This is a genomic window from Gelidibacter mesophilus DSM 14095 (genome assembly GCF_000423005.1).
GTDB lineage: Bacteria > Bacteroidota > Bacteroidia > Flavobacteriales > Flavobacteriaceae > Gelidibacter > Gelidibacter mesophilus.
Genome location: NZ_AUHD01000015.1, coordinates 1 through 26,276 on the forward strand (window position 1 = coordinate 1; position 26,276 = coordinate 26,276).

Consider the following 26,276-nt stretch of genomic DNA (forward strand, 5'->3'; position numbering starts at 1 on the left):
CGACCATATAAGCCGGGAAGCCAATGTTACAACGGATAAATGGAGAGGTTACAGGCCCATTGCAAAAGCCTACAACATCAAACAAATAGAAAGTAACAAGGGATTAAATTTTAAAGCGCTCCATACAATGATACACCAGGTCAAATCTTGGATAAGAACAACCTATTCCTGGGTAAGTCCTGACAATCTAAACAGGTATTTTAATGAGTTTTGTTTTAGAATAAACCGCTCACAGAGCAAAGCCACAATATTCAACAATCTTATTGTGAAAATGGTGCAAAGAGACAAAATATATCAGACAGAATTAATAAGCAACTAACTACTGACCTCTAAAATAAGAAATAAAGACCTATTGGATGGTCTCGCATTGCTTAAAAATGAAGATCTACCTACTTTACTTCTTTTTCCAGATATTACCAGCCTTGAAAACACAAACGATCCGGCGGAAGTATATAAGGCAGCACTTGCGCAATGTGCCGACAGAAACGACCGTTTCCTGATCTGTGATGTCAAAGAATCGAACGGTGATATTACAGAATCGGTAGAAAATTTCCGATTCTCAATGGGAACCGAAAACCTCAAATATGGTGCTGCCTACTTTCCGTCCTTGCAAACGACACTTACTTACTACTATTCTGAAGAGAATATTCACGTAAAACTAAATAATAAAACAATGGTTTTGAGACATCCAGAAGCCCTAATTTCAGCCAACCCAAATAAAGCTGAGACCTCATTATATCACGCTGGGAATGGAAGATATAGAACGCAATATCAAGACATAAAACAGTTGATACATGCCAAACATCTCGCATTACCAACCAGTGCTGCCGTCGCAGGTGTTTTTGCCAAGATAGATGCCACTAGAGGTGTCTGGAAAGTCCCGGCCAATGTGTCCTTGAACAAGGTAACAGTACCAACAATGGAAATCGACAATAATGCACAAAACCATCTTAATGTTGATAGCTCTGGCAAATCCATTAATGCGATTCGAAGCTTTAAGGGAAAAGACGTCATGGTGTGGGGTGCCCGCACTTTGGCAGGCAATGATAACGAATGGCGATATATTCCGATGACACGATTGGCTATGACCATAGAAACCTCTGTAAAGAATGCTTTAGAGCGTTATGAAAACGCTCCAAACGATCCCGAGACTTGGAACAAGGTGAAGGCAATGACCACAAATTACCTCACTACCCTTTGGCGAGCGGGCGCGTTGAATGGTACTAATCCAGAAGAAGCCTATTTCGTAAAGGTCGGGGTGAATGAAACCATGACCGAACAGGATGTAAATAAGGGAGAGATGATTGTAGAAATAGGAATCGCTGCCTTAAAACCAGCAGAATTCTCTGTACTACGGATCTCTCAAAACATGAACCACAATTAATTAGAATGGATGGCGCCTTATTATAATTAAAACGTCGGAATTAAAAAAAAGACTGCCTTATAATAAGACAGCCTTTCAGCAAAAACAACGAACCAAAATTAGTTTGAGCCGATATTTCCTTGCGCCAACAACGTTCCTAAATCCGTAGCGCTTTTATGGACGTTGATATATCCATTGTAAGTTAAAACATCATCGTATCCAAAGACACTATCATCATCTTGTTTAGCAATGTTAGTCATTGACATGCCGCTATTTCCATCTACCGGATTAAGGCTTACCGTAATAGCACCAGGATTATTGATATCTCCAGTATGGATATGCGATGGATGACTGTTACCGTTCATCGTTCCTTTCACATCAATGATCAATAATGCTTCCCCATTCATTCTTTTATAAAAAGTAGCTTCACCATCAACACCTGAATTAGCTACAGTTGCTAAAGTGTAGACCTTTTTATCTCCAGTTAATTCATTTTGTCCAATATCTCCTTGAGCAATTAAGGTTCCTAAATCGGTCGCACTTTTGTGGATATTGATATAGCCATCAAACTCTAATAGTTGATCATAAGTAATTGCTGTCCCATCGTCTAACATCCCAACTTGCGTCATACTGATTCCGGTTGTACCATTTAAAGGCATAAAAGTTACTGCAATGTCTCCACCTTCTGCTGCTGTATTCATATGGATATGTCCTGGGTGCTCACCATTTGCAGGTGTTCCTTCCAACATCACTTCAATCAAGGTTGTTCCATTGACACGTTTAGTAAATTTGGCATCTCCCATAATTGCAGGGTTAGATTTGCTGCCCAAAGTATAAGTTTTAGATGTATTGGTCAATTCATTCTGTCCGATATCGCCTTGCGCAACTAAAGTCCCAAGGTCATCTGCACTTTTATGAAAATTGATATACCCATTAAAATCCAATAGTTCTTCATAAGTAATGGCTGTACCATCACCCAACATCGCTACTTGGGTTTTACTCATTCCCGTAGCGCCATCCAAAGGCGTAAACGTGATGGCAATATCTCCACCTTCAGCCGCAGTATTCATATGAATATGTCCTGGGTGTTCATCACCTGCTGAAGTACCTTCCAACATCACTTCTACCAAGGTAGTCCCATTTACACGTTTTGTGAATGTAGCATCCCCCATAATAGCCGGATTAGATTTACTGCCTAAAGCATAAGTTTTTGAAGCATTGGTCAATTCATTTTGTCCGATATCGCCTTGAGCTATTAAAATTCCAAGTTCGTCAGCACTTTTGTGAATATTGACATAACCGTTATAATCCAATAGTTCTTCATAGGTGATTTCTGAACCATCGTCTAACATTGCTACTTGGGTTTTACTAACCCCAGTGCCGCCATCTAAAGGTGTAAATGTAACTGCAATGTCTCCACCTTCTGCCGCCGTATTCATATGAATATGACCTGGGTGCATGTTACCAGCAGTGGTACCATTCAACATCACTTCTATCAAGGTTGTTCCGTTGACACGTTTGGTGAATTTGGCATCTCCCATATTACTTGGGTTTGATTGGCTGGCTAAAGCATAAGTTTTAGAAGTCTCGGTCAATTCATTTTGTCCAATATCGCCTTGCGCAATCAAGGTACCAAGGTCGTCGGCACTTTTATGCACATTCACATAGCCATTAAAATCCAAAAGCTCTTCGTAGCTAATTGGCGTGCCATCATCTTTTTTATTAAATGTAGTAGAACTCATACCTGATGCGCCATTTATTGGCTCTAAGCTAATGGCAATCGCACCACCTTCTGCTGCTGTATTAATATGGATGTGGGCTGGATGCATTCCCGACGTAGTTCCATTTAAATCTACTTTTACTGTGGTCGTGTTATTTGTGTTTTTAGAAAAGGTCACCATTCCTGAAATTGAAGGATTGGAAACCGACATTAAAGAATAGGTTTTACTATCACCCGTTTCTTGGATCATATCACCGTCGTCGTCGTTACTACAACTCGTGAAAATTAAAAAGGTTACTAATAATGAAGCTAAAATTTTGGTTTTCATGTTTCTTGGTTTTTTGTTAAACAATTTTGCTTTGAATTCTACTTACGAGTTTTTAAAGAGGTCGGTTTTAAAAATTCGGGGTTTTTGTATAAATCATTCACAAAAACATTTAAAACTATCTGATTAACAGGTTTTTAAAAACAAAAAAAAAACTTGATATTTTCATTAAAAAGCCTTTTTTAGATTCATTTCGTGACATTTTACCTCAACCAAAATTCTTATTTTTAAAATTTCAGCTTTTTAATGCCACTTATAATGATCAACAATGTGCATCTATAATTATTAAGACTACTATTATTTTCAGTAAATTAGAACCATTAACAAAATAGAAAGCAATGAGTTTTATAAAAAAAATTGGATTTTCTAACTTCTTTATGCTTGTACTCTGTGCGCTGATCATTGTGGTTGCCGAGTATTTATTTTTGAAAGGCTATCATATGCATGCCATTTTTATAGGCTTATGGGCACCAACGCTTTTAGGAATTGTCATCTTTATAAAACAAATTAAAAATGGACGCTAACGCTATCGTATTTTGGTTTTCTGGATTTGTTGCCGTGTGCGTAGTGATATGGGCTGTTATTGTTATTAGGGCGTATGATAAAGTTGATCGAGACAACAAGTAAAATCGTCTATAAAAACATCCAATTCATCCTTTAAATTAATATGCATCCGCGGAGCATTTAAATGTCCATCTCAACAAACTTTATCACAAAATCAAACTATTCAAAATAATTTATAAACCTATGACCATTCTATATATTCATGGCCTTAATGGCAGCTTGAGCCCAGAAAAACGAGCCATTTTAGAACGCTACGGTGCTATTGAATCGCCAAAAATCGATTATGAAAACAATTCAGATAGTATTATTTGGCTGTATAACCAATTCAAGGATGGCAATATTGATGTCATTATGGGGAGCAGCATGGGTGGTTTTGCGGGGTATCATCTCGCTAAGTTACTTCAATTGCCTGCATTGCTGTTTAACCCTGCGTTGGCGGAGAGAAGTGTGAACCAAAATATCCCTGACATTCCAAAAACCAATAACAGCAAGATACATATTGTATTAGGTTCAAAAGATCATGTTGTAGACCCTAAAGGAACGCTTCATTTTATAGGTGAGTTATTAAGACAGGAACAGGATTACAACATCAGTATCAGACATGATTTAGAACATCGTATTCCTCTAAATGTTTTTGAAAAGGAAGTCATTCTGTATTTAGAGCAATTGTCAATAGGTAATCTAAAAACAAAAAAGAGACTCTTTCTAGATGATATTAGAACCGTTGCCATGGTTTATGACCAAACCTTTGCTTCTGAATTCGATATTGTAAGAAGTTACGACGACTTTGTTGCCTATATCAAAAAAAACGGTATTCCGGAATTCATCAGTTTTGATAATGACTTAGGGCTTGACGATAACGGTAACGTAGCGCCAGATGGTTTAGCGGCTGCCAAATGGCTGGTCTATGAATCAGGATTTGATTTACAATCTTTGCAGTTTAGAGTCCATTCGGCAAATCCTGTAGCTGCGGAACAAATACGCGGACTTTTGTGGAATTATATACGATTTTTGAATAAGCAAAATCCTAATAGAAATCTTAGAATTCCAACCCAATTAAAGCATTGAATCAAATAAAGATCTCTGCATTTGGCATTGATGCCAGAAGTCCTTTTTCACATAACTACTTCTCTTAGTCAAATGTTCCTAAATTTATATAGCAATGACACCGATGCTTCCTATATTTGTAAGGAAATTAGATATCTCCTATGCTCAATAAACTACGAATAGATACGTTTGTCATTGCTATTGTCATCAGTATTATCCTTGCTTATTTTTTCCCTCAACTTGGTGCATCTGACAGTCCGGTTCCAATGAGCTTAATCAGTAGTTTAGGGATTTCGTTTATTTTCTTTTTCTATGGATTGAGCTTAAGTTCTGAAGCGATTAGAAACGGTCTTAAAAACTGGAAACTCCACGTCTCCGTACAAGCCTCAACTTTTGTCCTGTTCCCATTGCTAATTTTGCCCTTTTTCCCTTTAATAGAAGATACGTCTTATGAATTACTTTGGTTGGCATTTTTGTTCATGGCCGCTTTACCCTCAACGGTTTCCTCCTCAGTAGTGATGGTTTCTATGGCCAAAGGCAATTTACCGGGAGCCATCTTTAATGCCAGTATTTCTGGAATTATCGGTATTGTCCTGACGCCGCTTTGGATGTTGCCTTTTGTAAAACAGACGGATGTAGCTTTCGACTTCTCCTCAATTTATCTGCAGTTAATTACCGAGATTGTCATTCCGCTGGTTTTGGGATTATTTTTAAGACGATTCTTTGGAACTTGGGCACAAAAAAATAAACGCACCCTGAATAAGTTCGATAAGTTTATCATTCTACTAATTATTTATAAAAGTTTTGTCCAATCTTTTGAAGACGACATTTTTAGCAGTGTCAGCCTTCTTGAGATGATAGCCATGGTAGTCTTAGTTTTAATTTTATTTTTCGTGGTATATTCCCTCACGGGCTGGATCGGAAAACTCTTAAAATTCAATCATGCCGACCAGATCACCAATCAATTTTGTGGCACTAAAAAGTCATTGGTTCACGGTACGGTTTTTTCCGAAGCTTTATTTGGGCAAACGAATATTGTTGGCATCATGCTCTTACCACTGATGTTTTATCATGCGCTTCAGATTCTGATTATTAGTGTGATTGCTACAAAGAAGGGAAAAGAGATGGGTGATAGTGGGAATAGTGATCAGTAATAAATAAAAAGTCATGTCAAATCCTACAGGAGCGGGCCCATCCGTCTTCCGTCTTTAAATGACAACTGCCTTTATGAAACTTCTCCCCTATTCTGGTATTCTAAACCGTTTGAGCAAAAATATTAAACCCATAAGCCAACAGTCCGACGAAATGGAGTCGTTTTAATACGTTCAATCGACTTTTAGTCTTTTCTTCCTCCTCGAAGTGCGCCAATCCCAAGGCGCTATAGGATGAGCATCCTGCCAGAGTCCGACTTTTGCTTTATCGTTCCGGCACTCGCCAAATACAAATTAGATAATCACATCTATTTTGAGGCCGGACCACAATTTGGGTTGATGCACAAAGCTTGGGTGGAGTACAATTCTGATGTGGATGGAAAGGATGCACGAATTCGTCAGTACAATAAAGATATGATCAACAAACTTGACGTTGGCGCAGTTGGCGGATTAGGCTACCAATTCATGAACGGGAAAGGCATCAGCATCGGAGTCAAGTATTACTATGGTTTTGTAAATGTCTATAAAGATAAATCCGGCACTAAAAACAACTCTTGGTTTTTAAAGGCAAATATCCCCATTGGCGCTGGCAAGAAAGAAACAGCTGCAAATTGAGCTATCAAGAGGAAATTAAGCTTAGTTACAAGAGCATTATTCTTGCAAAATAAAACGAGTTTCCATTACCACCTAAAATTTTGATTGACCCACACCATAGCTAAGATTGCGATGAGGATTGGTTAACCATATATTTCTTGCCCAATTGCTTCTAAAGAAACTACATATTTTTAGGACCTAAATCTTCGCTTGATACGTGTACAATTCAAAATAGCGACCTTCTTTTGCAATCAATTGATCATGGGTGCCACGCTCAACAATATGCCCAGCCTCAATGACCAAAATCTGGTCTGCTTTTCTAATGGTGCTTAAACGGTGCGCAATCACAATAGTGGTTCTGTCTTTAATTAATTCAGCCAAACTTTTTTGGATCAACGCCTCACTTTGGGTGTCCAAACTTGAGGTCGCTTCATCTAGAATAATGATCTTCGGATTCGCTAAAATAGCACGAGCTATAGCCAAACGTTGCCGTTGTCCCCCTGAAAGCTTGACGCCTCTCTCACCAATTAATGTATTTAACCCGTCATCAAATCTATCGGTAAATTCATTGACGTAAGCAGCTTTTATTGCATTTTGTACCTCCGCTTCCGTAGCATTTGGTCTTGGGAACATGATGTTTTCGCGAATAGTACCTTCAAATAAAAATTCGTCCTGTAAAACCACTCCCAAATATTGTCGGTAACTACTTAATTTAACTAACGATAAATCCTGATTATCAATAGTAACTTTGCCTGATTGCGGATTTAGGAATGTTGCTGAAAGTCCGGCAATCGTAGATTTTCCAGATCCTGAACTGCCCACTAAAGCAGTAACAGAACCTGCTGGTGCTTTAAAATTAATGTTGTGCAATATCTGCTTGCCTTCTTCATAGGAAAATGAAACATCATTAAACTCAATGTCACCTTTGATGCTGTTCAATTGAATGGTTCTGTCCTGATTATCTTCTTCAGCAGTCATACTCATAAGTTCCTCTGTTCTATCCAAACCTGCTAATGCCTCAGTTAATTGACTCCCTATATTACTCATTTGAACAATGGGAGCAATCATAAATCCAAGGATCAAGGTGAAAAATAAAAAATCACCAGTGGACATGTCGCCAATCATCATATAATAACCACCCATCCCCATGATTCCTGTGGTGGCAACGCCAATTAAAAAGGTGGAAGAGCTGGTCATTAAGGCGGTTGCCGTTAAACTCTTTTTGACATTCTGATATAAGCGTTCCACCCCTTTTTCAAACACAACATTTTCCTGCTCTTCGGCATTAAAAGCTTTAATAACCCGTACGCCCGCGAGTGTCTCCGTTAATCTTCCAGTTACTTCGGCATTAATTTTACCGCGTTTTCTAAAAATGGGACGGATATATTTAAAGGCTTTCAAGGCTATAAATCCAAATATGGACAATGGCACAAACACGAAAAGTGTCATCCAGGCATTTAATTTTATTAAAATAACCAAAGACACAATGGCCGTAAAAGAACCACCGACCAATTGCACCAAACCTGTACCTATAAGGTTTCTTACGCCTTCAACATCTGTCATGATTCTTGATACCAGTGCGCCCGACTTGGTGTTATCAAAAAAACGGATGGGCAATGACAATACTTTTTTCTGTACTTGAGATCGCAACTCACTGATGAGATATTGCGCTTGCACGCTCAGTATTCTCGTCAGTAAAAAGGAAGTTAGCGCCTGTACTGTAATGGCACTTATCACGATAGCAATTAAAGTATAAAGTTGAGACATATCCTTATTTGGCACCACATCGTCAAGTAATACTTTACTCTGCCAAGGCAACACCAAACCCGACAAACTTCTAAGAACGATGAGGATCAAACCAATAAAAACCAAATTCCGTCGCGGCCAAATGATTGTTTTAAAAGCTTGTACCATAGTGACATTTGGCTGTGATTTCTTCTTGTCTTTTGTGGTTTCTTTTAGATGCTGCATAAATCTTTATAAATAAAATAGATAGCAAAAATACGCATTAAAGCAGGGTTAAATGAAACATTCAACTAAAAGTATTAGCCCTAAAATACGCTCTTCGCTGGAATAGAAATTCGTCCTTGTAACTGCTATAATTAACATTTCAAAACTCACAGGCTCCAGAAACCTTTGAGGTCATTCATTAGTGCAGAGAATATAAAAACAAGTCGTGCATTCGTGCCAAAAAATCTCCAGCTGTCGCTCATTCCGCCAGTGTTCTTCAAATAAATTCCGAAAAGAAATAGCCGTGGTTAAAGTTGTCTTTCATAAGATGCAGTTAACTGCAATCAGTATATAAAAACTAGTAAGCAATGTTCTATCTTTGCCTCACTAAATAATACGATGGTTCCCACGCTCCTTTCATCCCCTTTACAGGGTTTTACAGATTTTAGATTTCGCAATGCCTTCAATCATTACTTTGGCGGGATTGACACCTTCTATTCACCATATATCAGATTGAATGGTAAGCTCAAGATTAAGCAATCCTATCAAAACGATATAGAACCAGAAAATAATACTGGCCTTGAGGTCATTCCGCAAATTATAACCAATGATCCTGACGAGTTTATCTATGTTGCCAAATACGTACAAAGTTTAGGCTATAAAGAACTGAATTGGAATTTAGGCTGCCCCTATCCTATGGTTGCCAAGTCTGGGATGGGTTCTGGCTTGATCTGCAATCCACCAAAAATCAATGAGATTTTGCATAGGGCTCACAACGAAACTGATATTTTGGTGTCCATGAAAATGAGGATGGGGTATGAGAACGCGGAAGAAATTTTGGAAGTTTTTCCTATTCTAGAGCACTATCCGCTTAAAAACATTGCAATTCATGCCAGAATAGGAAAGCAACTCTATAAAGGTCCCGTGGATTTAGATGCTTTTGAGAAATGTATGGGCAACACTACACATAAGTTGTATTACAACGGCGATATCACCAGTGTTTCCGCTTTTAAAGCTCTTGAAGAGCGCTTCCCTACTCTTGATCATTTTATGATTGGCCGTGGCTTAATTGCCGACCCTTTCTTACCCAATATGATCAAGAATAACACGACGGCATATCCTGAAAATAGATGGGCTATTTTTTCAGAATTCCACGATACCATTTATGCGCAGTATGATGCTTACTTATCTGGACCAACACCTATCAAGTTAAAAATGCTAGGGTTTTGGGAGTACTTTTCTCAAGCCACATCAAATCCACAAAAAACATATAAAGCGATAAAAAAAGCTACAAATCCTATAAAATACAAGCAAGCTGTTGCTAAAGTTTTAGAGACTGAAATGGCAATTGCACGTCGCTAGTCAAATCGTATTCCACAGTATTAAAAAAAAACTTAAATATCCATTATTAGGAACCTGAATCAATTTTCGCTCTGAAGTAAGGTGATTTTGTTGTGGATGAGGACCCAAAGCTCAACTTCTTCCGAGGCTCGCCAACGTTGGTCACGTTTTGTTTTTTCAGAAGCTCCTTTCACCTTTTTTTTATAACATTTTTCCAAAAGAAATCTGCCACCTTCGGCAAGTTCCTTTTCTATTGGGTGCCCCTTCGTCACATTTGTTATTTGTGCCAAATTAGAAAAAATAAGCACTAATTTTCCATTAGGCAAAAGACGTTGCTTTGCCGCTTCAAAAAAATCAGGAAATAGATTTTCGTTGTAATAGATGGCTTGATCCATGTTGTCTAAGAGATGAGATTCCGGCAGCCATGGTGGATTAAAAACAATGAGCTCAGTCTGTTTGTCAAACTTCCCAAAAAGAGATCCAATGTCCAATTCCAGCTTTCGAGACAATTTGGTAGCACCCATAAACTCATTTAATCCCACAACTGCGTTCGGATTTGTATCGGTACCAAATACTTTTTGAAAACCCTGTGCAATCATTTGAAAAGAAAGCACACCACTTCCCACGCCAACATCTATAGCTGTTTTTTTAGGCCCATTATAGCGTTTTAACCATTGGTCAAAAAGCTCCAAATGATCAAAACGTGTTGGGAAATAGGTGCCGTAATAGGGATGGATTTTATTTCGTAATAGCGGAATGGAAATCCCGTTTTTGTACCACTGCCAAGCGCTATTGAGTCCTTGTATTTGAGGAAAAGTCAGAAAGAAATCAGCAGTTTCTGGGTAGAGTTTTTCTAACCACCCAATGGCAGGTGCTTTTTTTACGTGCAATCTATGTGCTACAATTTCAATTAAAACAAGATTTGACATTTTGTGATATGCTCCCCGATACGCACGTTGTTCCTTAAAAGTGGTGTTGGGCAATTTATTATTAAGATGCCTTTTCAAGGCGCTCAACAGTAACAGACCGTCAATATAAAACCTTGTTATCAATACAGGCCCATTGGCTTCAAGGGTTTTAATATTAATTCCAATAGATGACGTACCATCAAACACGCCAGCATCATTAATAGAAACCATAGGTTTAGGTTTGTGGATTTGAATTTCTGTAATCATGTTCTAGTTTTGTGTTTGGATGAAAAGAGGAACAGTTTTTACAGATTCCACAGGCATTGATTATCGATAATAGAAAAAGGCTTAAAGAAGAAAGCCTTAAAAATCCGTGGAAGTTATGCAAAGTTGGGAATTAGAGCTAAAGTCAAAAAAGACTTTCCAAAGGTACTTTATTAAAACTCAATACACTATATTAAAACTTAATATATGATTAATACTGAAGCAATTATAAGAAAAGAAAGTTTCTGTAAGAACATAAACGTGAGTTTTTGCAACCGGCGATTGACCCATTTCTATAAATTACACGGACAAACGAAAAAAATAGGACATTAAATCTAGCTTTGTATCTTTGTCAAAATTAGAAATCATATGTGCTTCTGTTCAACAACTAACCACATCAAAAAACATAAAAGCCAGATTACTAGACTTAAATTGATTTATGAGGATGAATTTTTTCTTATAAAAGGACATCCAAATGAGTGAAAATAAGGACTCAGTGAAAGTGGAAGAAGAAACAGTTGCAAGTTGGACTATTTGTACCGATTGCCAAGGACAAGGTAAAAAACGGCGAAAACTTCGGAAGAAAGCCAAACGTCGTTACCAAAGAGCTTGTGAACAATTTGAAAAATCAAAGAGTGAAGAGACTCTTCCTGCTAAACCAACAGGCCACCTAGAGTTGTGCTCAACCTGCTCCGGATCTGGATTGGCCCCGACAACTAACCCTCCTATTGCCGATGAAGAAAACTACCCTCATATTGCCATTATTGGTGGTGGCATAGGAGGCGTGGCGCTGGCAGTGGCCTGTTTGCATCGTGGAATTCCTTTTACCCTTTTTGAACGTGATAACAATTTTGAGTCAAGATCTCAAGGCTATGGCCTCACGCTTCAGCAAGCTAGCAAAGCAATTGAAGGATTGGGAATTTTCAACTTGAAAGATGGAGTGACTTCAACCAGGCATGTGGTTCATACCACAGATGGAAAAGTGATTGGCGAATGGGGAATGCGCAAGTGGTTGCAGACAACAGATACAGAAAATTCTTCAAAACGGAGAAATGTCCACATTTCGCGACAGTCTTTGCGCTTAGCGCTGCTTGAGCAATTGGCAGGACATAATGAGATAAAGTGGGGCCATCAATTGGTGGATTATAAGGAATGTGAAAATAAACGTCTGGCCCTCAGTTTTCAAGTGGACGGAAAAATTGAGCATATTGAGACAGACCTTGTAGTTGGAGCCGATGGTATCCGCAGTTCAGTACGAAATTTAGCTATCACTGAAGACCGAATGCCTTTACGGTACCTAGGTTGTATTGTGATTTTGGGTATTTGTCCCTTGAAAGATCTTGAAGGTCTGGATAATTGCCCATTATTAGACTCAGCCACAGTATTTCAAACGGCCAATGGCAATGAACGAATTTACGTGATGCCATATACGTCAGACACGGTGATGTGGCAACTAAGCTTCCCCATACCAGAAAAAGAAGCAAAAGCCTTGAGTCTCCTAGGTCCTCAAGCACTTAAAAAAGAAGCTTGTAGAAGAACACCGTGGCACGACCCCATACCTCAAATTCTAACAGCAACTCAGGAAACTCAAGTTTCTGGCTATCCGGTTTACGATAGAGAATTGTTAGATACAGAATTGCTGGAAAAAATTGGGCAAGTTACTTTAATTGGTGATGCGGCCCACCCTATGAGTCCATTTAAAGGACAGGGTGCCAACCAGGCGCTATTGGATGCACTCGCATTAGCCCGCGAAATATCAAAAAGATGCAGACTCTCAACACAATGGAGAGACGCCGGATTAAGAAAAAGCGTATTGACTGAATTTGAATCCGAAATGCTAAAACGTAGTGCTTCCAAAGTAAAGGATTCAGCTGCCGCCGCACAGTTCCTTCATTCCGAAATTGCACTACATGAGAGAAATGAGCCCAGAGGCAGGTGTTTAAAGAGAAAAGAAGTATGACCATTGGCCCCACTCCTCTCGCTGAAAGTTGAATCTCCAGAATCAGTGTACTGAAAATGTAGCAGTTTCGAATGCCGAATAGAATTTTGCTGAAGGTGAAAGCAGACTTATACTGATGATAGCGAGATCATCAAATTCATTTTATTTTACTGCGCCACATCCAAACAGAATGGCAATAAAATTTTATCTTAGCCATATAAAAGCGATATCCTTTTTTAATGCGAACCATTGTTTATCTCCTATTTCTTGTTCTGATCTTTTCAGCTTGTAAAAACGACAGCGGAAAAGATTCTTACACTGATATTGCTGATTTCAAATCGGTCCATGAAGATGGCTATGTAGGCGATGTGCAATGCATGCAATGTCATAAAACGGCTTTTAAAGAATGGAAGAAATCTGACCATGATTTGGCGATGAAGATTGCAAATGATTCCACTGTTCTAGGCGATTTTAACGATTTGAGAACAACTTTAGATGGTGTTTCTTATTTTTTCTCCAAAAAGAACTCTAATTTTTCGGTTCATATTAAAGAAATTGATGGATCGGAGCAAGAATATATCATAAGCTACACCTTTGGTGTCCATCCATTGCAACAATATTTAATAGATTTTGAGAACGGCAAGAAACAGTTGTTGCGAGTCACTTGGGATGCCGTAGAAAAAAAATGGTACCACCAATATGCCGGTGATAAAATGGACCCACACGATTGGATGCATTGGACAGAAAGTTCCCAAAACTGGAACACCATGTATGCCGAATGCCACTCGACCAACTTAAAGAAAAACTACAACCATCAGGACGATTCTTTCAAAACCACCTACTCTTCCATAAATGTGAGCTGTGAAAGCTGTCACGGTCCTGGCGAAAAGCATGTGTTGTGGGCAACTAACAGCAATGAAGAAGATGGTGTGGCAAATGCCTACATTTTAAAGGGCAACTCGCAGTTTAACCAACTAAATATGTGTGCGGCCTGTCATTCCCGTCGTGCTAAGTTGACTGAGAACTATGCGCCTGGTCAATATTTTGAAGATCAGTATTTATTACAAGTTTTGGACACCGTCAATTACCACGGAGATGGCCAAATTAAAAATGAAGATTATGTATACGGTTCCTTTATACAAAGCAAGATGTTCCATAATGATGTCAAATGTACCGACTGCCACAATCCACACACCTTAAAACTCAAAATGCAAGGCAACAATCTATGTATGCAGTGTCATGAACCAAAGTATAACGAACCTTCACATCATTTTCATTCTGTAGATCCGAAGAGCTCACTGTGCATAAACTGCCACATGACGGGAGAAACTTATATGGGTATTGACTTTAGAAGAGACCATAGTTTTCGTGTGCCAAGACCAGACCAAAGCGTGGTTTATGGCACGCCAAATGCCTGCATTGGATGTCATATGGATAAAAGTGATACTTGGGCCGCAAATCAGGTGAAACAATGGTACGGCGAGAAAAGACAGGAACATTTTTCTGACGGCATGTTACTAAGCACAAAAAGCGGAATGACTCCAAACGAACGTAAAATGTTGGACGATTATATCAACAATTTAAAATATCCAGCCATTGCCCGTGCTACCGTAATTGACAATTTAAATATCACATCGACGGCGCAATTCTTACCAATATTAAATTCGTTAAAGGATCAATCACCATTGGTACGCTATAATGCGTTAATGAAATTTATGATTTTGAATCCTGCGGAACGCATCTCAATTGCCTCTGAACATATCAAAGATACCTCGTGAGTTGTCCGGATTGCCGCAGCCGAATTACTCAATGGCATTCCACAGGAACAACTGCAAAACTTGGATCAATATGCCTTGAGTATCGCGCAGGACGAATTAAGAACCATGCTTTACGCCAATGCCGATTTCTCTACAGGGAGATTGCGTTTGGGTGATTATTTATTCCAAAACAATGATATTCCCGGCGCTATCAAACAATATGAAACTGCCATAAAGATGGATAGTTTACTGTTGATTGTTTACTCCAATCTTGCCACTGCCTATAGTATGAATGGCGATACAGCGTCGGCCTTCAAAACACTCAACACACTTATTAAAAAGGATCCTAAATCTGGCCGAGCCTATTACCTAAGAGGGCTGCTAAATTTTGAAATCAAACAAGAGGCTTTAGGAATTTCAGACATGAACAAATCAATACAACTGGATCCTGCAAATACGCGAGCTAGTTATAATTTAGCCACCCTATATTATCAAAACAAGGAATGGAACAAAGCCGAAAGCGCCATTAAAGTTGCTCTAAAAACCGAACCTCAAAATGGCGATTATAGATATTTGCTCGCCTTGATTTATCAGGAACAGGGAAAAACCATTCAAAGTACGACGCTCATGCAGCAGTTGCAGAAAGAGCAAGCGCAAGGCAGGAGTTAAGTTTTTGATTTTAAAAACAAAAAAAGACCCAACATCACATTGGGTCTTCTAAAATTAAAATATATTGGTATTTATTTTTTAGACATCAATACGGTATCAATAATATAAATGATTCCATTTGAAGCTTCCACATTCCCTAAAATAACCTGTGCTTTCTTACCAGATCCGTCTTTGATCACATACTGATCGCCATTCATCATCGCCGTTAATTCTTCACCTTTTACAGTTTTAAAAGTATAAGATCCATTGGCACCTTTTATTGCGGCAGCCAATTTATCAGAGGTTATCACTCCAGGAACCACATGATAAGTTAACACTTCAGCCAACATTTCCTTATTCTCCGGCAACATTAATTCGTCACGTTTCTTTTGAGGCAATTTCTCAAAAGCTTGATTTGAAGGCGCGAACACTGTATAATTTCCAGGTTCAGATAACATAGCAGACAAATCAGCGGCTTGCAAAGCTCCCGCCAAAGTAGATAAATCCTTATTCATCATTGCTTGTCCCGCAATACTATTGGCTCTTGCCTGCTCTTTCATTTCAGCTTCTTTGGCCTGCGTTTCCATTTTAGCCTTTTCTGCAGCTTCCATTTCTACACGTTCCGTTTCTATTCTTAATTGTTCCTCCTTCTTTTTTCCGTCTTCACAAGAAGAGACAAAAACAAAGGCTGTTAAGGCAGCAGCAAACAAAATATTCGATTTCTTAAATGTCATAATTAAATTATTTATTGGTTTATAATTATATATACGTATGAAACGCGTTAAGGTAAGGGAATTGATACAACTTTAACATAAAACAGTCAAACCCATGAAAAGTTGTTAAATTTTCTTAATATTAAGGTTAGAGTTATTAATATTCGCATTTAGCGACGTTTGACGTCAGCTAATATGATAAATTTGCAACCCTAGATCATACTTATTGGAAGATAGCATAAACGATAATGAAAAGCCTGCAAAACGAAAGTATAGGGCGCTCAGAATAATTGGAAGAATTATACTAGGCATTCTCATATTCTTGTTTCTATTGGTTTTATTTATCAGAAGCCCTTGGGGACAAGGTATTATTGTTGACAAAGCAACGTCCTATGTTTCCAATAAGACCAATACCAAAGTTGAAATTGATCGTTTGTTCCTCACTTTTGATGGTAATCTTCAAGTTGAGGGTTTATTTCTGGAAGATACCAAAGGTGATACTTTAGTCTATTCAAAATCATTGGAAGCCGATGTTCCACTTTGGGCAATGATTCGAGGCGAAGGCGTTGGTGTGGATGCGTTGTACTGGGACGGTCTTCGCGCCAATATTATTCGTAAAGATTCTGTGACAGGCTATAACTTCCAATTTCTGATTGATGCTTTTGTCACGCAAGACCCTAAACCTGTCGCCACAGACACTACCGCACCTCCGCTCAATATTGTTTTAGGAAAACTTAATTTTAAGAACTTTGATATTGTATTTGATGATGCCGTAGCTGGAATTGATAGCCGATTCAAAATCGGCACCTTGAATGCCAAAATGGAAACTACGGATTTGGAACACATGAACTTCGAAGCCTCTGCTTTGGAACTTTCTGATGCCCGCATCAAATTCATCCAAAGCCCCGTCCCCATCATTCCTGAGGAAGATCCAGCGCCGCTACCTACCCTCTCCGTTGAAAATTTAACTTTGAGCAACGTGTTCGCAAATTACCAATCATATGGTGATCGCATTGCCGCAGAAGTTGATATTGAAGACTTATTCGCAAAAATTCCGAAAGTCGATTTGGTCAATAGCGATTTTGAAGTCGCTACTTTTCGTCTTAAAAACTCGTCCATACTCCTTAATACCGAGACTGAAACGAATGCCGTAACCCAAAAGGTAGTCGAAGTTACCCAAGATATCAAACAAGATATCCAATCATTTGAATGGCCAGAACTAAGACTTGCTATTGGTTCTGTTGATCTGGAAAATAATAAATTCAGTTATTTTGTCGCTTCCGCAGAAGCAAAAACAGGAAGCTTCAATCCGAATGCCATCGTTTTGAATGATTTGAATCTGCAAGCCCATACGATCCAATTAAAAGACAAAAAAGCCGAGCTTCATATTGACAACTCCACTTTTAAAGAGATTTCTGGATTTAATTTGAAAGAATTAAGTTTAAAATTTACTGCTGATGATAATACTTTAAAAGTAACTGACTTAAGAACTGCGCTTAATAACAATAGTTTAAGTGCCAGTATACGCCTGGATTATCCGAAGTTATCGGCGTTGATCGAGTCTCCTGAAAAATCAAAGATCGACCTTAATATTCCGACATTTAAAGTCGCTTTAAAAGACGTCTTCCTCATTCAACCTGAACTTAAAAAAAACCAATACCTCGATACCTTAAGCCAACATTTGTTCACAGGAAACACCAAGGCGAACGGCTATCTGTCTGATATCAAAATTGAGCGTTTGAATGCCAATTGGGCAAACACACGCCTATCTGCAAATGGCAAGATCCAGAACATCACAGATCCGGGGAATATTCAGTTCGACATTCCTAATTTTTCCGCCATTTCTACCCGTTCTGATATCGTTCAGTTTGTTGACGAAACAGAACTTGGTATGAATTTGCCTGAAGATGTGAAATTAGGTGGAACCTTGAAAGGAAACCCTAATGCTATTTATGCCAATGCAACTTTAACAACTACGCAAGGTTTCGCTTCTGTGGATGGACATTTCATAAATGGGAACACCTTAGAATTTGATGCTGATCTTTCAATCGAAGATTACAAATTGAATGAATTGCTCCAAAATGAGCAATTGGGTTCTTTAAGTCTAAACGTAAAAGCTACCGGAAAAGGGAAAACCATTAATGATCTTGACGCCCATGTAGAAGCCACAGTGTCCAGCTTTAAATATAATAATTATAATATCAAAGACCTAAACCTTATTGGGGATATTAAAAATGGACGTGGAAAGGTGACTTCAAAATATAAAGATCACAACTTAGATATGGACCTCTATGCCACTGTGGTTCTAGACTCCGTCTCACCCGAAGCTAACGTAGAGCTTAATATCATTGGTGCAGACCTGAATGCTTTAGGAATTATGCAGCAGGAAGTCAAAACGGGGATGAAAATTTATGCTGATTTTAAGGGAGATGCCACCAATTATGACGTGGCCGCCATTATTGACCAGGGCGTAGTGGTTTATGATAACAAAACCTACTTGATGGGAGACCTTAACGCCCTTGCGCATGTGAGGAAAGATACCACCTCAGTTTCAATTAAGAATAAATTGGTGGATATTTTGGTGCAATCCAACGCAGACCCCCAAACGTTTAGCAACTCCTTAAGACGTCATGTTTTAAGCTATTTCTATAGTGATGAACAAGTTCCGGATAGCATTACCAATCCGGTCAATTTAAAATTACGAGGCAAGATCATCCAAGCACCTATATTGAACGAGGTCTTTCTAGTTAATGTAAAAAAATTGGATACGGTTAAAATTGACGTCGATTACAACGAAAGAGCCCGAGAATTAAAAGCCAATATTACAGCGCCACATATCAATTATAGTGGTTATGAATTGGACAGTCTGGTATTTGCTATGGATACCGATAAAGAAAAATTTGATTTTGACCTTGGCTTCAACAGAATTAAAGCAGGACCATTTCATATCCAGAAAACAAAACTTACAGGAATTCAAGAGAATGGTGAACTCTTTTTGGCATTTACAGCATATCACAAAGAGGATATATTAACGCAGATTACGAGTAAAATTACAGGAGACAGAGAGCTTTTACGTTTTCATGTCAATCCAGATGATTTAATTTTAAATGCAACACCGTGGAATACACCTCAAAACAACGAAATCTTGATCAGTGACAAGAATATGGAATTCAATGACTTCATTTTCAGTCATGATAACCAATCTTTTGAGATTACTGATGACCTGTCTACCATTTCTGAGAAACATATTGCAGTTGATTTTAAAAATTTCAAAATAAGCGAATTCCTAAATTATCTAAATCCTGAGCAGCAATTGGCAGCGGGTAATATCAATGGCGATTTTGTTTTGGTTGAACCTTTTACAAACACTGGGATTATTGCAGATTTAGATATTTCAGATTTGAGTTTTATGCAGGTTGATCTGGGCACTATGAATTTGGATGCCAAATCGCTTGGAAGCAATAGCTATGATTTTAACATAGATATGAAAGATGGTGAGATTGACCTCGATTTAAATGGCGATTATGTGGCAGTTCCGGGCGGGGCCAACCTCGATTTGAATTTGGACATCAATAAATTCAACATGAACGCACTTACAGGGTTTTCTCAAGGGGAAATTACTGAAACAGACGGTAGCTTTTCGGGGAACTTTAAGTTGAACGGTACCCTTGACCAACCGAAATATGAAGGCTCCTTGAAATTCAATGATGCCGACTTTAAGATTAAGATGTTTAACACGGCATTCACCCTTGCCAATGAAACCCTAAACGTCAACAACACGGCGTTTTCAATGGATCATTTTACTATTACCGATGAAAACAATAACACGCTTGTGGCTTCTGGAAAGATAGGAACAGAATCCTTTATCAACCCCACTTTTGATTTACAGATAGTGGCCAATAATTTTCAAGTCCTCAATGCGACCAAAGAAGATAATGATTTTCTGTATGGAAAGGTAACTTTTGATGCGGATGCCAAAATTACCGGTGATTTACAGATTCCTAAAATTGATTTAAAAGCAACCGTAGGTTCAGCGACCGACGTTACTTATGTCTTACCATCTGCGAGCGTCAATGTTGAAGAACGTGATGGAGTTGTCGTTTTCGTCAATCGCGAAAACCCTGATGCCATCTTAACCAGAACCGAAGAAAAAACTGCCACTATTACTGGTTTTGACATGAATGCCTTGTTAAAGATTGGAAAAGATGCCGCAGTGACCATTGTTATTGATGAATCAACTGGCGACAACTTTAAAGTATCAGGTGAAGGTGATTTAAACTTCAACATGAAACCCAATGGAAACATTACTCTTTCTGGAGTTTACGAGGTTCAGAGCGGGCATTACGAATTAAATCTTTACAGTTTGGTGAACCGCAAATTCAACCTTGTTTCAGGCAGCCGCGTGACGTGGTCCGGAGATCCATTTGACGCGAAATTGGACGTTAAGGCACTCTACGAGGTCAAAACCTCTGCATCAGCCTTAATGGCCCCAACATCCTCCAACTTGGATGAATCTGCCAAAGGAAAATACCGACAAGTCCTTCCTTTCTATGTCTATCTCAATATAGATGGACAATTAATGGAGCCCCAAATTAATTTTAATTTGGACATGCCCAAAGATGAACAAGGCGCGGTTGGAGGTCAAGTGTACGGCAGAGTGCAACAACTCAATCAACAGGAAGATGAGCTGAACAGGCAAGTCTTCTCCTTATTGGTCTTAAACCGCTTTTATCCCGACCCTGGAAGTGATGGAAGCACGGGTGGGGTGGCTTCAATTGCCAGAGACAACTTAAATGACGCCGTCTCTGACCAACTCAATATGTTCTCTGATAAATTGTTCGGCAACTCTGGTTTTGAACTTAATTTTGGATTGGATAGTTATACCGATTATCAAGGAAGCACGCCGCAAGACAGAACCCAATTGGATATAGCAGCACAGAAAAAACTATTTAATGACCGATTGATTGTAAGTGTTGGTAGTGAAGTTGATGTTCAGGGCAGTAGTTCTACTGGTGAAGAAACACCAATTATTGGAAATGTCAGTATTGAATATATTTTAACTGAAAATGGCCGTTATAGACTGAAAGGGTTCCACAGGAATGAATATGAAAATGTCATTGACGGACAGATTATAATAAGTGGTATTGCATTGATCTTTACCCAAGAATTCAATAAGTTCGGTGAACTTTGGGATGCCATGGTAAAATCAACAACCAAAACTGAAAAAGAACAGAAGGCTAAGTTGAAGGCGGCTGAAGAAGCCCAGGAAGCCAAAGAAGAAGCCACTGATAACAGTATTGAAAAGAAACAAAATTAAAAAACAGGGTTCGGAATAAATGATTGCAGAAGCTGTTAGAACAGTTTTGAATAATCATTGAGCCCAAGAAACAAATAAAAACAACTTGAAATCCTATCTAAAATACATCTTAATTCTCCTTTTCATATTTGGAAGCTTTTATTCGTGCAGTATTGCAAAGTACATTCCCGAAAATGAGCGCTTATACACAGGTGCAGAATTGACCATTGTTTCGGACTCTATTATCAAAAATGAAGACGGCTTAAGAACTGAACTGGAATCTGTCATGCTCCCTGAGCCCAATTCAAAAATATTGGGCATGTATCTTGGCCTCCGCTATTATTATAAAAATCAAAAGGAACATCCTGGTTTCATCAACCGCTGGTTATATAAAAAGCTTGGAGAAAAACCTATCTATCAATCAGACGTTAAAACATTTGATGTTGAAGAGTTATTATTAAACCGACTTGAAAATCGAGGTTTTTTCTATAGCAGGGCCTCTTCACAATTTGAGGAGTCAGAAAAAAAAGCTTCGGTAAACTATACAGTAAAAGTGCCTGCACCTTATAAGATGGAAAGTTATCAATTGGACGCGATGCCCACTCCAATTTATGGAGAAATAAAGGAATTGGTCAAAGAATCTCCTTTTGAAAAAGGCATGCGTTTCGATTTGAACAGCATGAAATTGGAGCGTCTGCGCATTGACTCAAACCTCAAAAAAAAAGGCTATTATAATTTCAATGATAGTTTCTTAATTTTTGAAGCAGACACCAATAGATATGATAATAAAAGTTTCGATCTGTTCCTGAAATTAAAAAATGCAGTTCCTGAAAAATCCACGGTTCCGTATAAAATTGCCAAGGTCAATGTCTATCCAAATTATGAAACGGCCGATTCCCTAAACACAGAAACTATTCGGTATAATGAGAGAAATTTCATTCAAAAGGAGGTGTTTTTTAAACCAAAATATTTGGATCCTTTTATAAAATTGACAGAAGGTGAACGCTACAGTCCTGAAAAGTCACGTAATACTGCCAGAAGACTGTCAACTATTGGCGCCTACAAATATGTCAATATCCAGTATACGGAAGTTGACTCTCTGGCAACAGACAGTTTAGGACTATTGGAAGCCAATATTTATTTATCGCCACTCAACAAGCGCGCTTTTATGGCCGAGTTGCAAGTGGTCACTAAATCCAATAGTTTTACGGGGCCAGCATTGGCTCTAACCTACAGTAACCGGAATGTTTTTGGTGGTGGAGAAACGTTTAACACGACTGCTAAAATTGGATATGAAGCTCAGATTGGCGGTGGTAAAAAATCAGGGGATAGCAGTTTGGAACTTGGACTGAAAAATGAATTAATTTTTCCAAGAGTTATATTTCCGATTAAAATAAACGATGATTTTTTCGAATATTCCATCCCTAAAACAAAAACATCCTTGAGTATTGATTACCAAGACCGCAAGAAACTATACAGTCTGATTTCTGGAACGGCCCTATTTGGATACCTCTGGGACGCCAATAGATATGTGACCCATCAAATCAATCCAATTTCGGTAAGTTATACGGATCTTCGAAAAACAACACCGGAATTCGAAGAGATTTTAGATGAAAATCCATTTTTAAAGCGCAGTTTTGAACAGCAGTTTATTTCAGGTCTTATCTATACCTTTACCTATAATGAGATGATTGATAAACAAAAAACACATCAAAAATTTCTCAATTTTAATTTTGACATTGCAGGTAATCTTATTAGTTTATTTGGAAAAGAACAAACCCCTGGGGCTCCAAAAACCTTTTTTGGTCTAGAATATGCCCAATACGCCAAAGCGGATGTGGATATACGTTACCATTTCAATTTTTCAAAAGAACAAACCATTGCCGCACGTATTTTTGCAGGATACGGATTAGCTTATGGAAATTCCGACGTCATTCCTTTCGTGAAACAATATTATGCCGGTGGGCCGTATAGTGTTCGTGCTTTTAGAATTCGTTCTTTAGGTCCTGGAACCTATAATGCCGAAGACGACCCTATCAATACAAGTGAAAGTTTTTTCGATAAAACTGGAAACGTCAGATTGGAAGCCAACATAGAGTATCGGTTTCCTCTTATTTCTTTTCTAAAAGGCGCCGTTTTTGTAGATGCTGGAAATATCTGGAATACCAAAGAAAATCCGGTTTTTGGTGGTAAAGATAAATTCTCTAGCGATTTCTTGAGCGAATTGGGGATGGGTGCTGGTGTTGGACTTCGTGTCGACATCCAAAGCTTTGTGATCCGATTTGATTTAGCAGCGCCATTTCATGATCCCTCGCGTCCAAAAGGAGAACGCTATAATTTTGACGTGAGTAAGCCAATTTTGAATTTCGCCATTGGGTACCCGTTTTAACCGCCACCAAAATTTCCTATCTTAGCATGTTGGTTCCTCTTGTATGATATAAATAGAGGACATCGCTTATATTTTAAAATAAAACAAAAATGAACAAAGAAAATACCAATAAATTTATGCTCGAGGCTGTTACAGCAGCACTCAAAGGCATGGAAAATAATGAAGGTGGTCCTTTTGGATGTGTGATCGTAAAAGATGGAAAAATCGTGGGACGTGGTAACAATAAAGTCACTTCCAACAATGACCCGACCGCACATGCAGAAGTCATGGCTATTAGGGATGCCTGTAAAAATTTGAATACATTTCAGCTGGAAGGTTGCGAAATTTATACCTCATGCGAGCCATGTCCTATGTGTTTTGGTGCCATTTACTGGGCTAGACCAGATAAAGTATTTTATGGTTGTAGCCAACAAGATGCCGCTGAAATTGATTTTGATGACGCGTTCATCTATAAAGAAATTGAACTACCCTACGACCAGCGCAGCATCCCTTTTGAACAATTAGACCGAGATATCGCCTTGGAACCTTTCCAAAAATGGAGTAAAAAAGAGGACAAAACGGTCTACTAATTTCCTACACCCTATTTTTAATTTAAAAGTTGGAAGATGTAATTTAATTAATTTTCTTCGACTTAAAACTGTACCTCTACTTTAATCGTAGGTACAACTAATAACCATACTCATGCAGAAAACTTATTACGATCCCGCAGATTTGAAGAAATTTGGAAAAATTACGGAATGGAACGAAGAACTTGGCAACAAATTTTTCGATTATTATGCCAAGGTTTTTGAAGAAGGAAAACTTACCGCCCGTGAAAAATCGTTAATTGCCTTAGCAGTAGCACATACCGAGCAATGCCCGTATTGTATTGATGCCTATACGCAAGACGGCTTGCAACGGGGCATCACTAAAGAAGAAATGATGGAGGCCCTGCATGTGGGCGCTGCAATTAAAGGTGGCGCCACCTTGGTGCACGGTGTGCAGATGATGAATAAAGTGAATAAACTGGAGATGTGAACCGATAACAACTCTTGTACTATATGAGCACGGGGTGAATCGCGCAAAATAAAAAGCACAAAGTTGAAAGGTTTCGAAGTTTTAAACTTTGAACTTACAATTAAGAATTTAGAACTTACGAATGATTAAATCCTTACACCAAAGAAATAGCGAATTAGCGAAAAGCAATAGACAACTCGAAATCTTATCAAACGGTATTTTTCAAAATGGTGATTTGCCAAAATTCAAAGATAAGATTGCCGAAACGGGTCAATTTCCCTTAAAGGCTAAGAAACTAGAAATTCTTCAAATCAATGTTGGTTATATGTGCAACCAAGTGTGTGAACATTGCCACGTGGATGCCGGACCGGACCGTAAGGAAATCATGACGCGTGACACGATGAGACAATGCTTGGAAGTTATAAAAAACACAGGTGCTCATACTTTGGATTTGACGGGAGGGGCGCCTGAAATGAATCCAGATTTCAGATGGTTTGTTGAGGAAGCTGCTAAGGCTGGGATCAAGGATTTTATCGTACGCTCCAATCTTACCATAATTAGAGCTAATAAAAAATATTACGATCTACCCGATTTTTTCAAGAAGCACAATGTCCATGTCATCTCCTCTATGCCGCATTGGACCAAAGGAAAAACCGATAAGCAACGGGGCAATGGTGTCTTTGATAAATCTATTAAAGCTTTACAAGAATTGAATGCAGTGGGATACGGGATGCCGGATAGCGACTTGCGATTGGATTTAGTTTATAACCCGTCGGGTGCATTTCTACCCGGAAATCAAGCCAGTATGGAAAAAGACTTTAAAAAGGCCCTATTGGATGATTTCGATATCAATTTTCACAATTTATTTACCATCACTAATCTGCCTATCGCTCGATTTTTGGACTATTTGATCGCTTCTGAAAATTACGAGGATTATATGTATGCCCTGGTAGAGGCATACAATCCGGCTGCTGTGAAAAACGTGATGTGCACCAATACGCTTTCTATTTCTTGGGATGGTTTTTTATATGACTGCGATTTTAATCAAATGTTAGATCTTCCAGTCAATAGCAAAGTCAAACATATTTCCGAGTATAACGAAGAACTTTTGGAAGGAAGAACAATTATGATTTCGCAACATTGTTACGGCTGTACGGCTGGCGCAGGAAGCAGTTGTCAGGGCAGTGTGACTTAGATGGCAGTCTTCAGTTCATTGCAAATATTCATAATACGATATGGTCGCATTAAAATTAGGATTGTTTAATTCCAAAATCAACAGCTTTTGAATAGGTCCGATAAAAATTCAGAATG

At 38.6% G+C, this 26,276-nt stretch carries 19 protein-coding genes; 15 read left to right on the top strand and 4 right to left on the bottom strand.

Annotation, left to right across the window (positions count from 1 at the left end):
• On the top strand, positions 1 to 319 hold a 319-nt coding region (locus G525_RS0115210; RefSeq protein WP_027126103.1), incomplete at its 5' end, for a transposase.
• A gap of 33 nt (positions 320 to 352) precedes the next feature.
• Complete coding sequence (locus G525_RS21155; protein WP_169514452.1) at positions 353 to 1,384, top strand: phage tail sheath family protein; 1,032 nt, start codon at positions 353 to 355, stop codon at positions 1,382 to 1,384.
• Between the two features lie 98 nt (positions 1,385 to 1,482).
• On the opposite strand, the gene G525_RS22555 is transcribed toward G525_RS21155, so the two are convergent.
• Positions 1,483 to 3,411, bottom strand: coding sequence for a CHRD domain-containing protein (locus G525_RS22555; protein ID WP_211222940.1), 1,929 nt, complete (start codon positions 3,409 to 3,411; stop codon positions 1,483 to 1,485).
• Positions 3,412 to 3,746: 335 nt separating this feature from the next.
• Between G525_RS22555 and G525_RS0115225 the strand changes: the two genes are divergently transcribed.
• The 4 genes from G525_RS0115225 to G525_RS21175 all read left to right on the top strand — a co-directional run bounded on the left by G525_RS0115225 (position 3,747) and on the right by G525_RS21175 (position 6,785).
• Positions 3,747 to 3,932, top strand: a complete 186-nt coding sequence (locus tag G525_RS0115225; RefSeq protein ID WP_027126928.1) for a hypothetical protein — start codon at positions 3,747 to 3,749, stop codon at positions 3,930 to 3,932.
• 223 nt (positions 3,933 to 4,155) lie between these two features.
• Positions 4,156 to 5,040, top strand: coding sequence for a YqiA/YcfP family alpha/beta fold hydrolase (locus tag G525_RS22125; protein ID WP_084647771.1), 885 nt, complete (start codon positions 4,156 to 4,158; stop codon positions 5,038 to 5,040).
• A gap of 140 nt (positions 5,041 to 5,180) precedes the next feature.
• Complete coding sequence (locus tag G525_RS21170) at positions 5,181 to 6,173, top strand: bile acid:sodium symporter family protein (RefSeq protein WP_035479858.1); 993 nt, start codon at positions 5,181 to 5,183, stop codon at positions 6,171 to 6,173.
• A gap of 231 nt (positions 6,174 to 6,404) precedes the next feature.
• Positions 6,405 to 6,785 carry an outer membrane beta-barrel protein gene (locus tag G525_RS21175; RefSeq protein WP_051209965.1) on the top strand — a complete coding sequence of 127 codons (381 nt, stop codon included), beginning with the start codon at positions 6,405 to 6,407 and terminating at the stop codon, positions 6,783 to 6,785.
• A gap of 177 nt (positions 6,786 to 6,962) precedes the next feature.
• Here G525_RS21175 and G525_RS0115250 read toward each other — a convergent pair whose 3' ends face one another.
• On the bottom strand, positions 6,963 to 8,735 hold the full coding sequence (locus G525_RS0115250; RefSeq protein WP_027126929.1) for an ABC transporter ATP-binding protein: 1,773 nt from the start codon (positions 8,733 to 8,735) through the stop codon (positions 6,963 to 6,965).
• Between the two features lie 378 nt (positions 8,736 to 9,113).
• Between G525_RS0115250 and G525_RS0115255 the strand changes: the two genes are divergently transcribed.
• A complete protein-coding gene (locus G525_RS0115255) occupies positions 9,114 to 10,076 on the top strand; it encodes a tRNA dihydrouridine synthase (protein ID WP_027126930.1) in 963 nt (320 codons plus the stop codon).
• Positions 10,077 to 10,135: 59 nt separating this feature from the next.
• Here the strand turns inward: G525_RS0115255 and G525_RS0115260 are convergent, their stop codons facing one another.
• Positions 10,136 to 11,230 (bottom strand): methyltransferase, encoded by a 1,095-nt coding sequence (locus tag G525_RS0115260; RefSeq protein ID WP_027126931.1) that lies wholly within the window; start codon positions 11,228 to 11,230, stop codon positions 10,136 to 10,138.
• A 472-nt stretch (positions 11,231 to 11,702) separates the two neighbouring features.
• On the opposite strand from G525_RS0115260, the gene G525_RS0115265 reads away from it, so the two are divergent.
• The 3 genes from G525_RS0115265 to G525_RS21880 all read left to right on the top strand — a co-directional run bounded on the left by G525_RS0115265 (position 11,703) and on the right by G525_RS21880 (position 15,592).
• Positions 11,703 to 13,187, top strand: a complete 1,485-nt coding sequence (locus tag G525_RS0115265; protein WP_051209966.1) for an FAD-dependent oxidoreductase — start codon at positions 11,703 to 11,705, stop codon at positions 13,185 to 13,187.
• Between the two features lie 218 nt (positions 13,188 to 13,405).
• The gene (locus G525_RS21180; protein WP_051209967.1) at positions 13,406 to 14,944 is read left to right on the top strand and encodes a cytochrome c3 family protein; all 1,539 of its coding nucleotides are present in this window, start codon (positions 13,406 to 13,408) and stop codon (positions 14,942 to 14,944) included.
• Between the two features lie 60 nt (positions 14,945 to 15,004).
• Complete coding sequence (locus G525_RS21880; protein WP_051209968.1) at positions 15,005 to 15,592, top strand: tetratricopeptide repeat protein; 588 nt, start codon at positions 15,005 to 15,007, stop codon at positions 15,590 to 15,592.
• A gap of 71 nt (positions 15,593 to 15,663) precedes the next feature.
• On the opposite strand, the gene G525_RS0115275 is transcribed toward G525_RS21880, so the two are convergent.
• Complete coding sequence (locus tag G525_RS0115275; RefSeq protein ID WP_035479860.1) at positions 15,664 to 16,305, bottom strand: fasciclin domain-containing protein; 642 nt, start codon at positions 16,303 to 16,305, stop codon at positions 15,664 to 15,666.
• Between the two features lie 205 nt (positions 16,306 to 16,510).
• Between G525_RS0115275 and G525_RS0115280 the strand changes: the two genes are divergently transcribed.
• From G525_RS0115280 to arsS, 5 genes are all read left to right on the top strand, one after another.
• Positions 16,511 to 21,601: a translocation/assembly module TamB domain-containing protein gene (locus tag G525_RS0115280; RefSeq protein WP_027126934.1), complete on the top strand. Its 5,091-nt coding sequence runs from the start codon at positions 16,511 to 16,513 to the stop codon at positions 21,599 to 21,601.
• A gap of 85 nt (positions 21,602 to 21,686) precedes the next feature.
• Entirely contained in the window at positions 21,687 to 23,969 is a 2,283-nt protein-coding gene (gene tamL, locus G525_RS0115285; protein WP_027126935.1) for a translocation and assembly module lipoprotein TamL, read from the top strand.
• 89 nt (positions 23,970 to 24,058) lie between these two features.
• Positions 24,059 to 24,538 carry a nucleoside deaminase gene (locus G525_RS0115290; RefSeq protein WP_027126936.1) on the top strand — a complete coding sequence of 160 codons (480 nt, stop codon included), beginning with the start codon at positions 24,059 to 24,061 and terminating at the stop codon, positions 24,536 to 24,538.
• Positions 24,539 to 24,650: 112 nt separating this feature from the next.
• Positions 24,651 to 24,986: an arsenosugar biosynthesis-associated peroxidase-like protein gene (locus tag G525_RS0115295; RefSeq protein ID WP_027126937.1), complete on the top strand. Its 336-nt coding sequence runs from the start codon at positions 24,651 to 24,653 to the stop codon at positions 24,984 to 24,986.
• A gap of 121 nt (positions 24,987 to 25,107) precedes the next feature.
• Positions 25,108 to 26,160, top strand: a complete 1,053-nt coding sequence (arsS, locus tag G525_RS0115300) for an arsenosugar biosynthesis radical SAM (seleno)protein ArsS (RefSeq protein ID WP_027126938.1) — start codon at positions 25,108 to 25,110, stop codon at positions 26,158 to 26,160.
• The last annotated feature ends 116 nt before the right edge of the window (positions 26,161 to 26,276 follow it).

What these genes read in the sequence shown, in the direction of transcription:
- G525_RS0115265 (WP_051209966.1), top strand. Translation starts at nt 11,703, where the DNA reads ATGAGTGAAAATAAGGACTCAGTGAAAGTGGAAGAAGAAACAGTTGCA.
- G525_RS0115295 (WP_027126937.1), top strand. Translation starts at nt 24,651, where the DNA reads ATGCAGAAAACTTATTACGATCCCGCAGATTTGAAGAAATTTGGAAAA.
- G525_RS21180 (WP_051209967.1), top strand. Translation starts at nt 13,406, where the DNA reads ATGCGAACCATTGTTTATCTCCTATTTCTTGTTCTGATCTTTTCAGCT.
- G525_RS22555 (WP_211222940.1), bottom strand. Translation starts at nt 3,411, where the DNA reads ATGAAAACCAAAATTTTAGCTTCATTATTAGTAACCTTTTTAATTTTC.
- G525_RS21175 (WP_051209965.1), top strand. Translation starts at nt 6,405, where the DNA reads ATGAGCATCCTGCCAGAGTCCGACTTTTGCTTTATCGTTCCGGCACTC.
- G525_RS0115260 (WP_027126931.1), bottom strand. Translation starts at nt 11,230, where the DNA reads ATGATTACAGAAATTCAAATCCACAAACCTAAACCTATGGTTTCTATT.
- G525_RS0115225 (WP_027126928.1), top strand. Translation starts at nt 3,747, where the DNA reads ATGAGTTTTATAAAAAAAATTGGATTTTCTAACTTCTTTATGCTTGTA.
- G525_RS0115290 (WP_027126936.1), top strand. Translation starts at nt 24,059, where the DNA reads ATGAACAAAGAAAATACCAATAAATTTATGCTCGAGGCTGTTACAGCA.
- G525_RS0115255 (WP_027126930.1), top strand. Translation starts at nt 9,114, where the DNA reads ATGGTTCCCACGCTCCTTTCATCCCCTTTACAGGGTTTTACAGATTTT.
- G525_RS21170 (WP_035479858.1), top strand. Translation starts at nt 5,181, where the DNA reads ATGCTCAATAAACTACGAATAGATACGTTTGTCATTGCTATTGTCATC.
- G525_RS0115275 (WP_035479860.1), bottom strand. Translation starts at nt 16,305, where the DNA reads ATGACATTTAAGAAATCGAATATTTTGTTTGCTGCTGCCTTAACAGCC.
- G525_RS0115250 (WP_027126929.1), bottom strand. Translation starts at nt 8,735, where the DNA reads ATGCAGCATCTAAAAGAAACCACAAAAGACAAGAAGAAATCACAGCCA.
- G525_RS22125 (WP_084647771.1), top strand. Translation starts at nt 4,156, where the DNA reads ATGACCATTCTATATATTCATGGCCTTAATGGCAGCTTGAGCCCAGAA.
- arsS (WP_027126938.1), top strand. Translation starts at nt 25,108, where the DNA reads ATGATTAAATCCTTACACCAAAGAAATAGCGAATTAGCGAAAAGCAAT.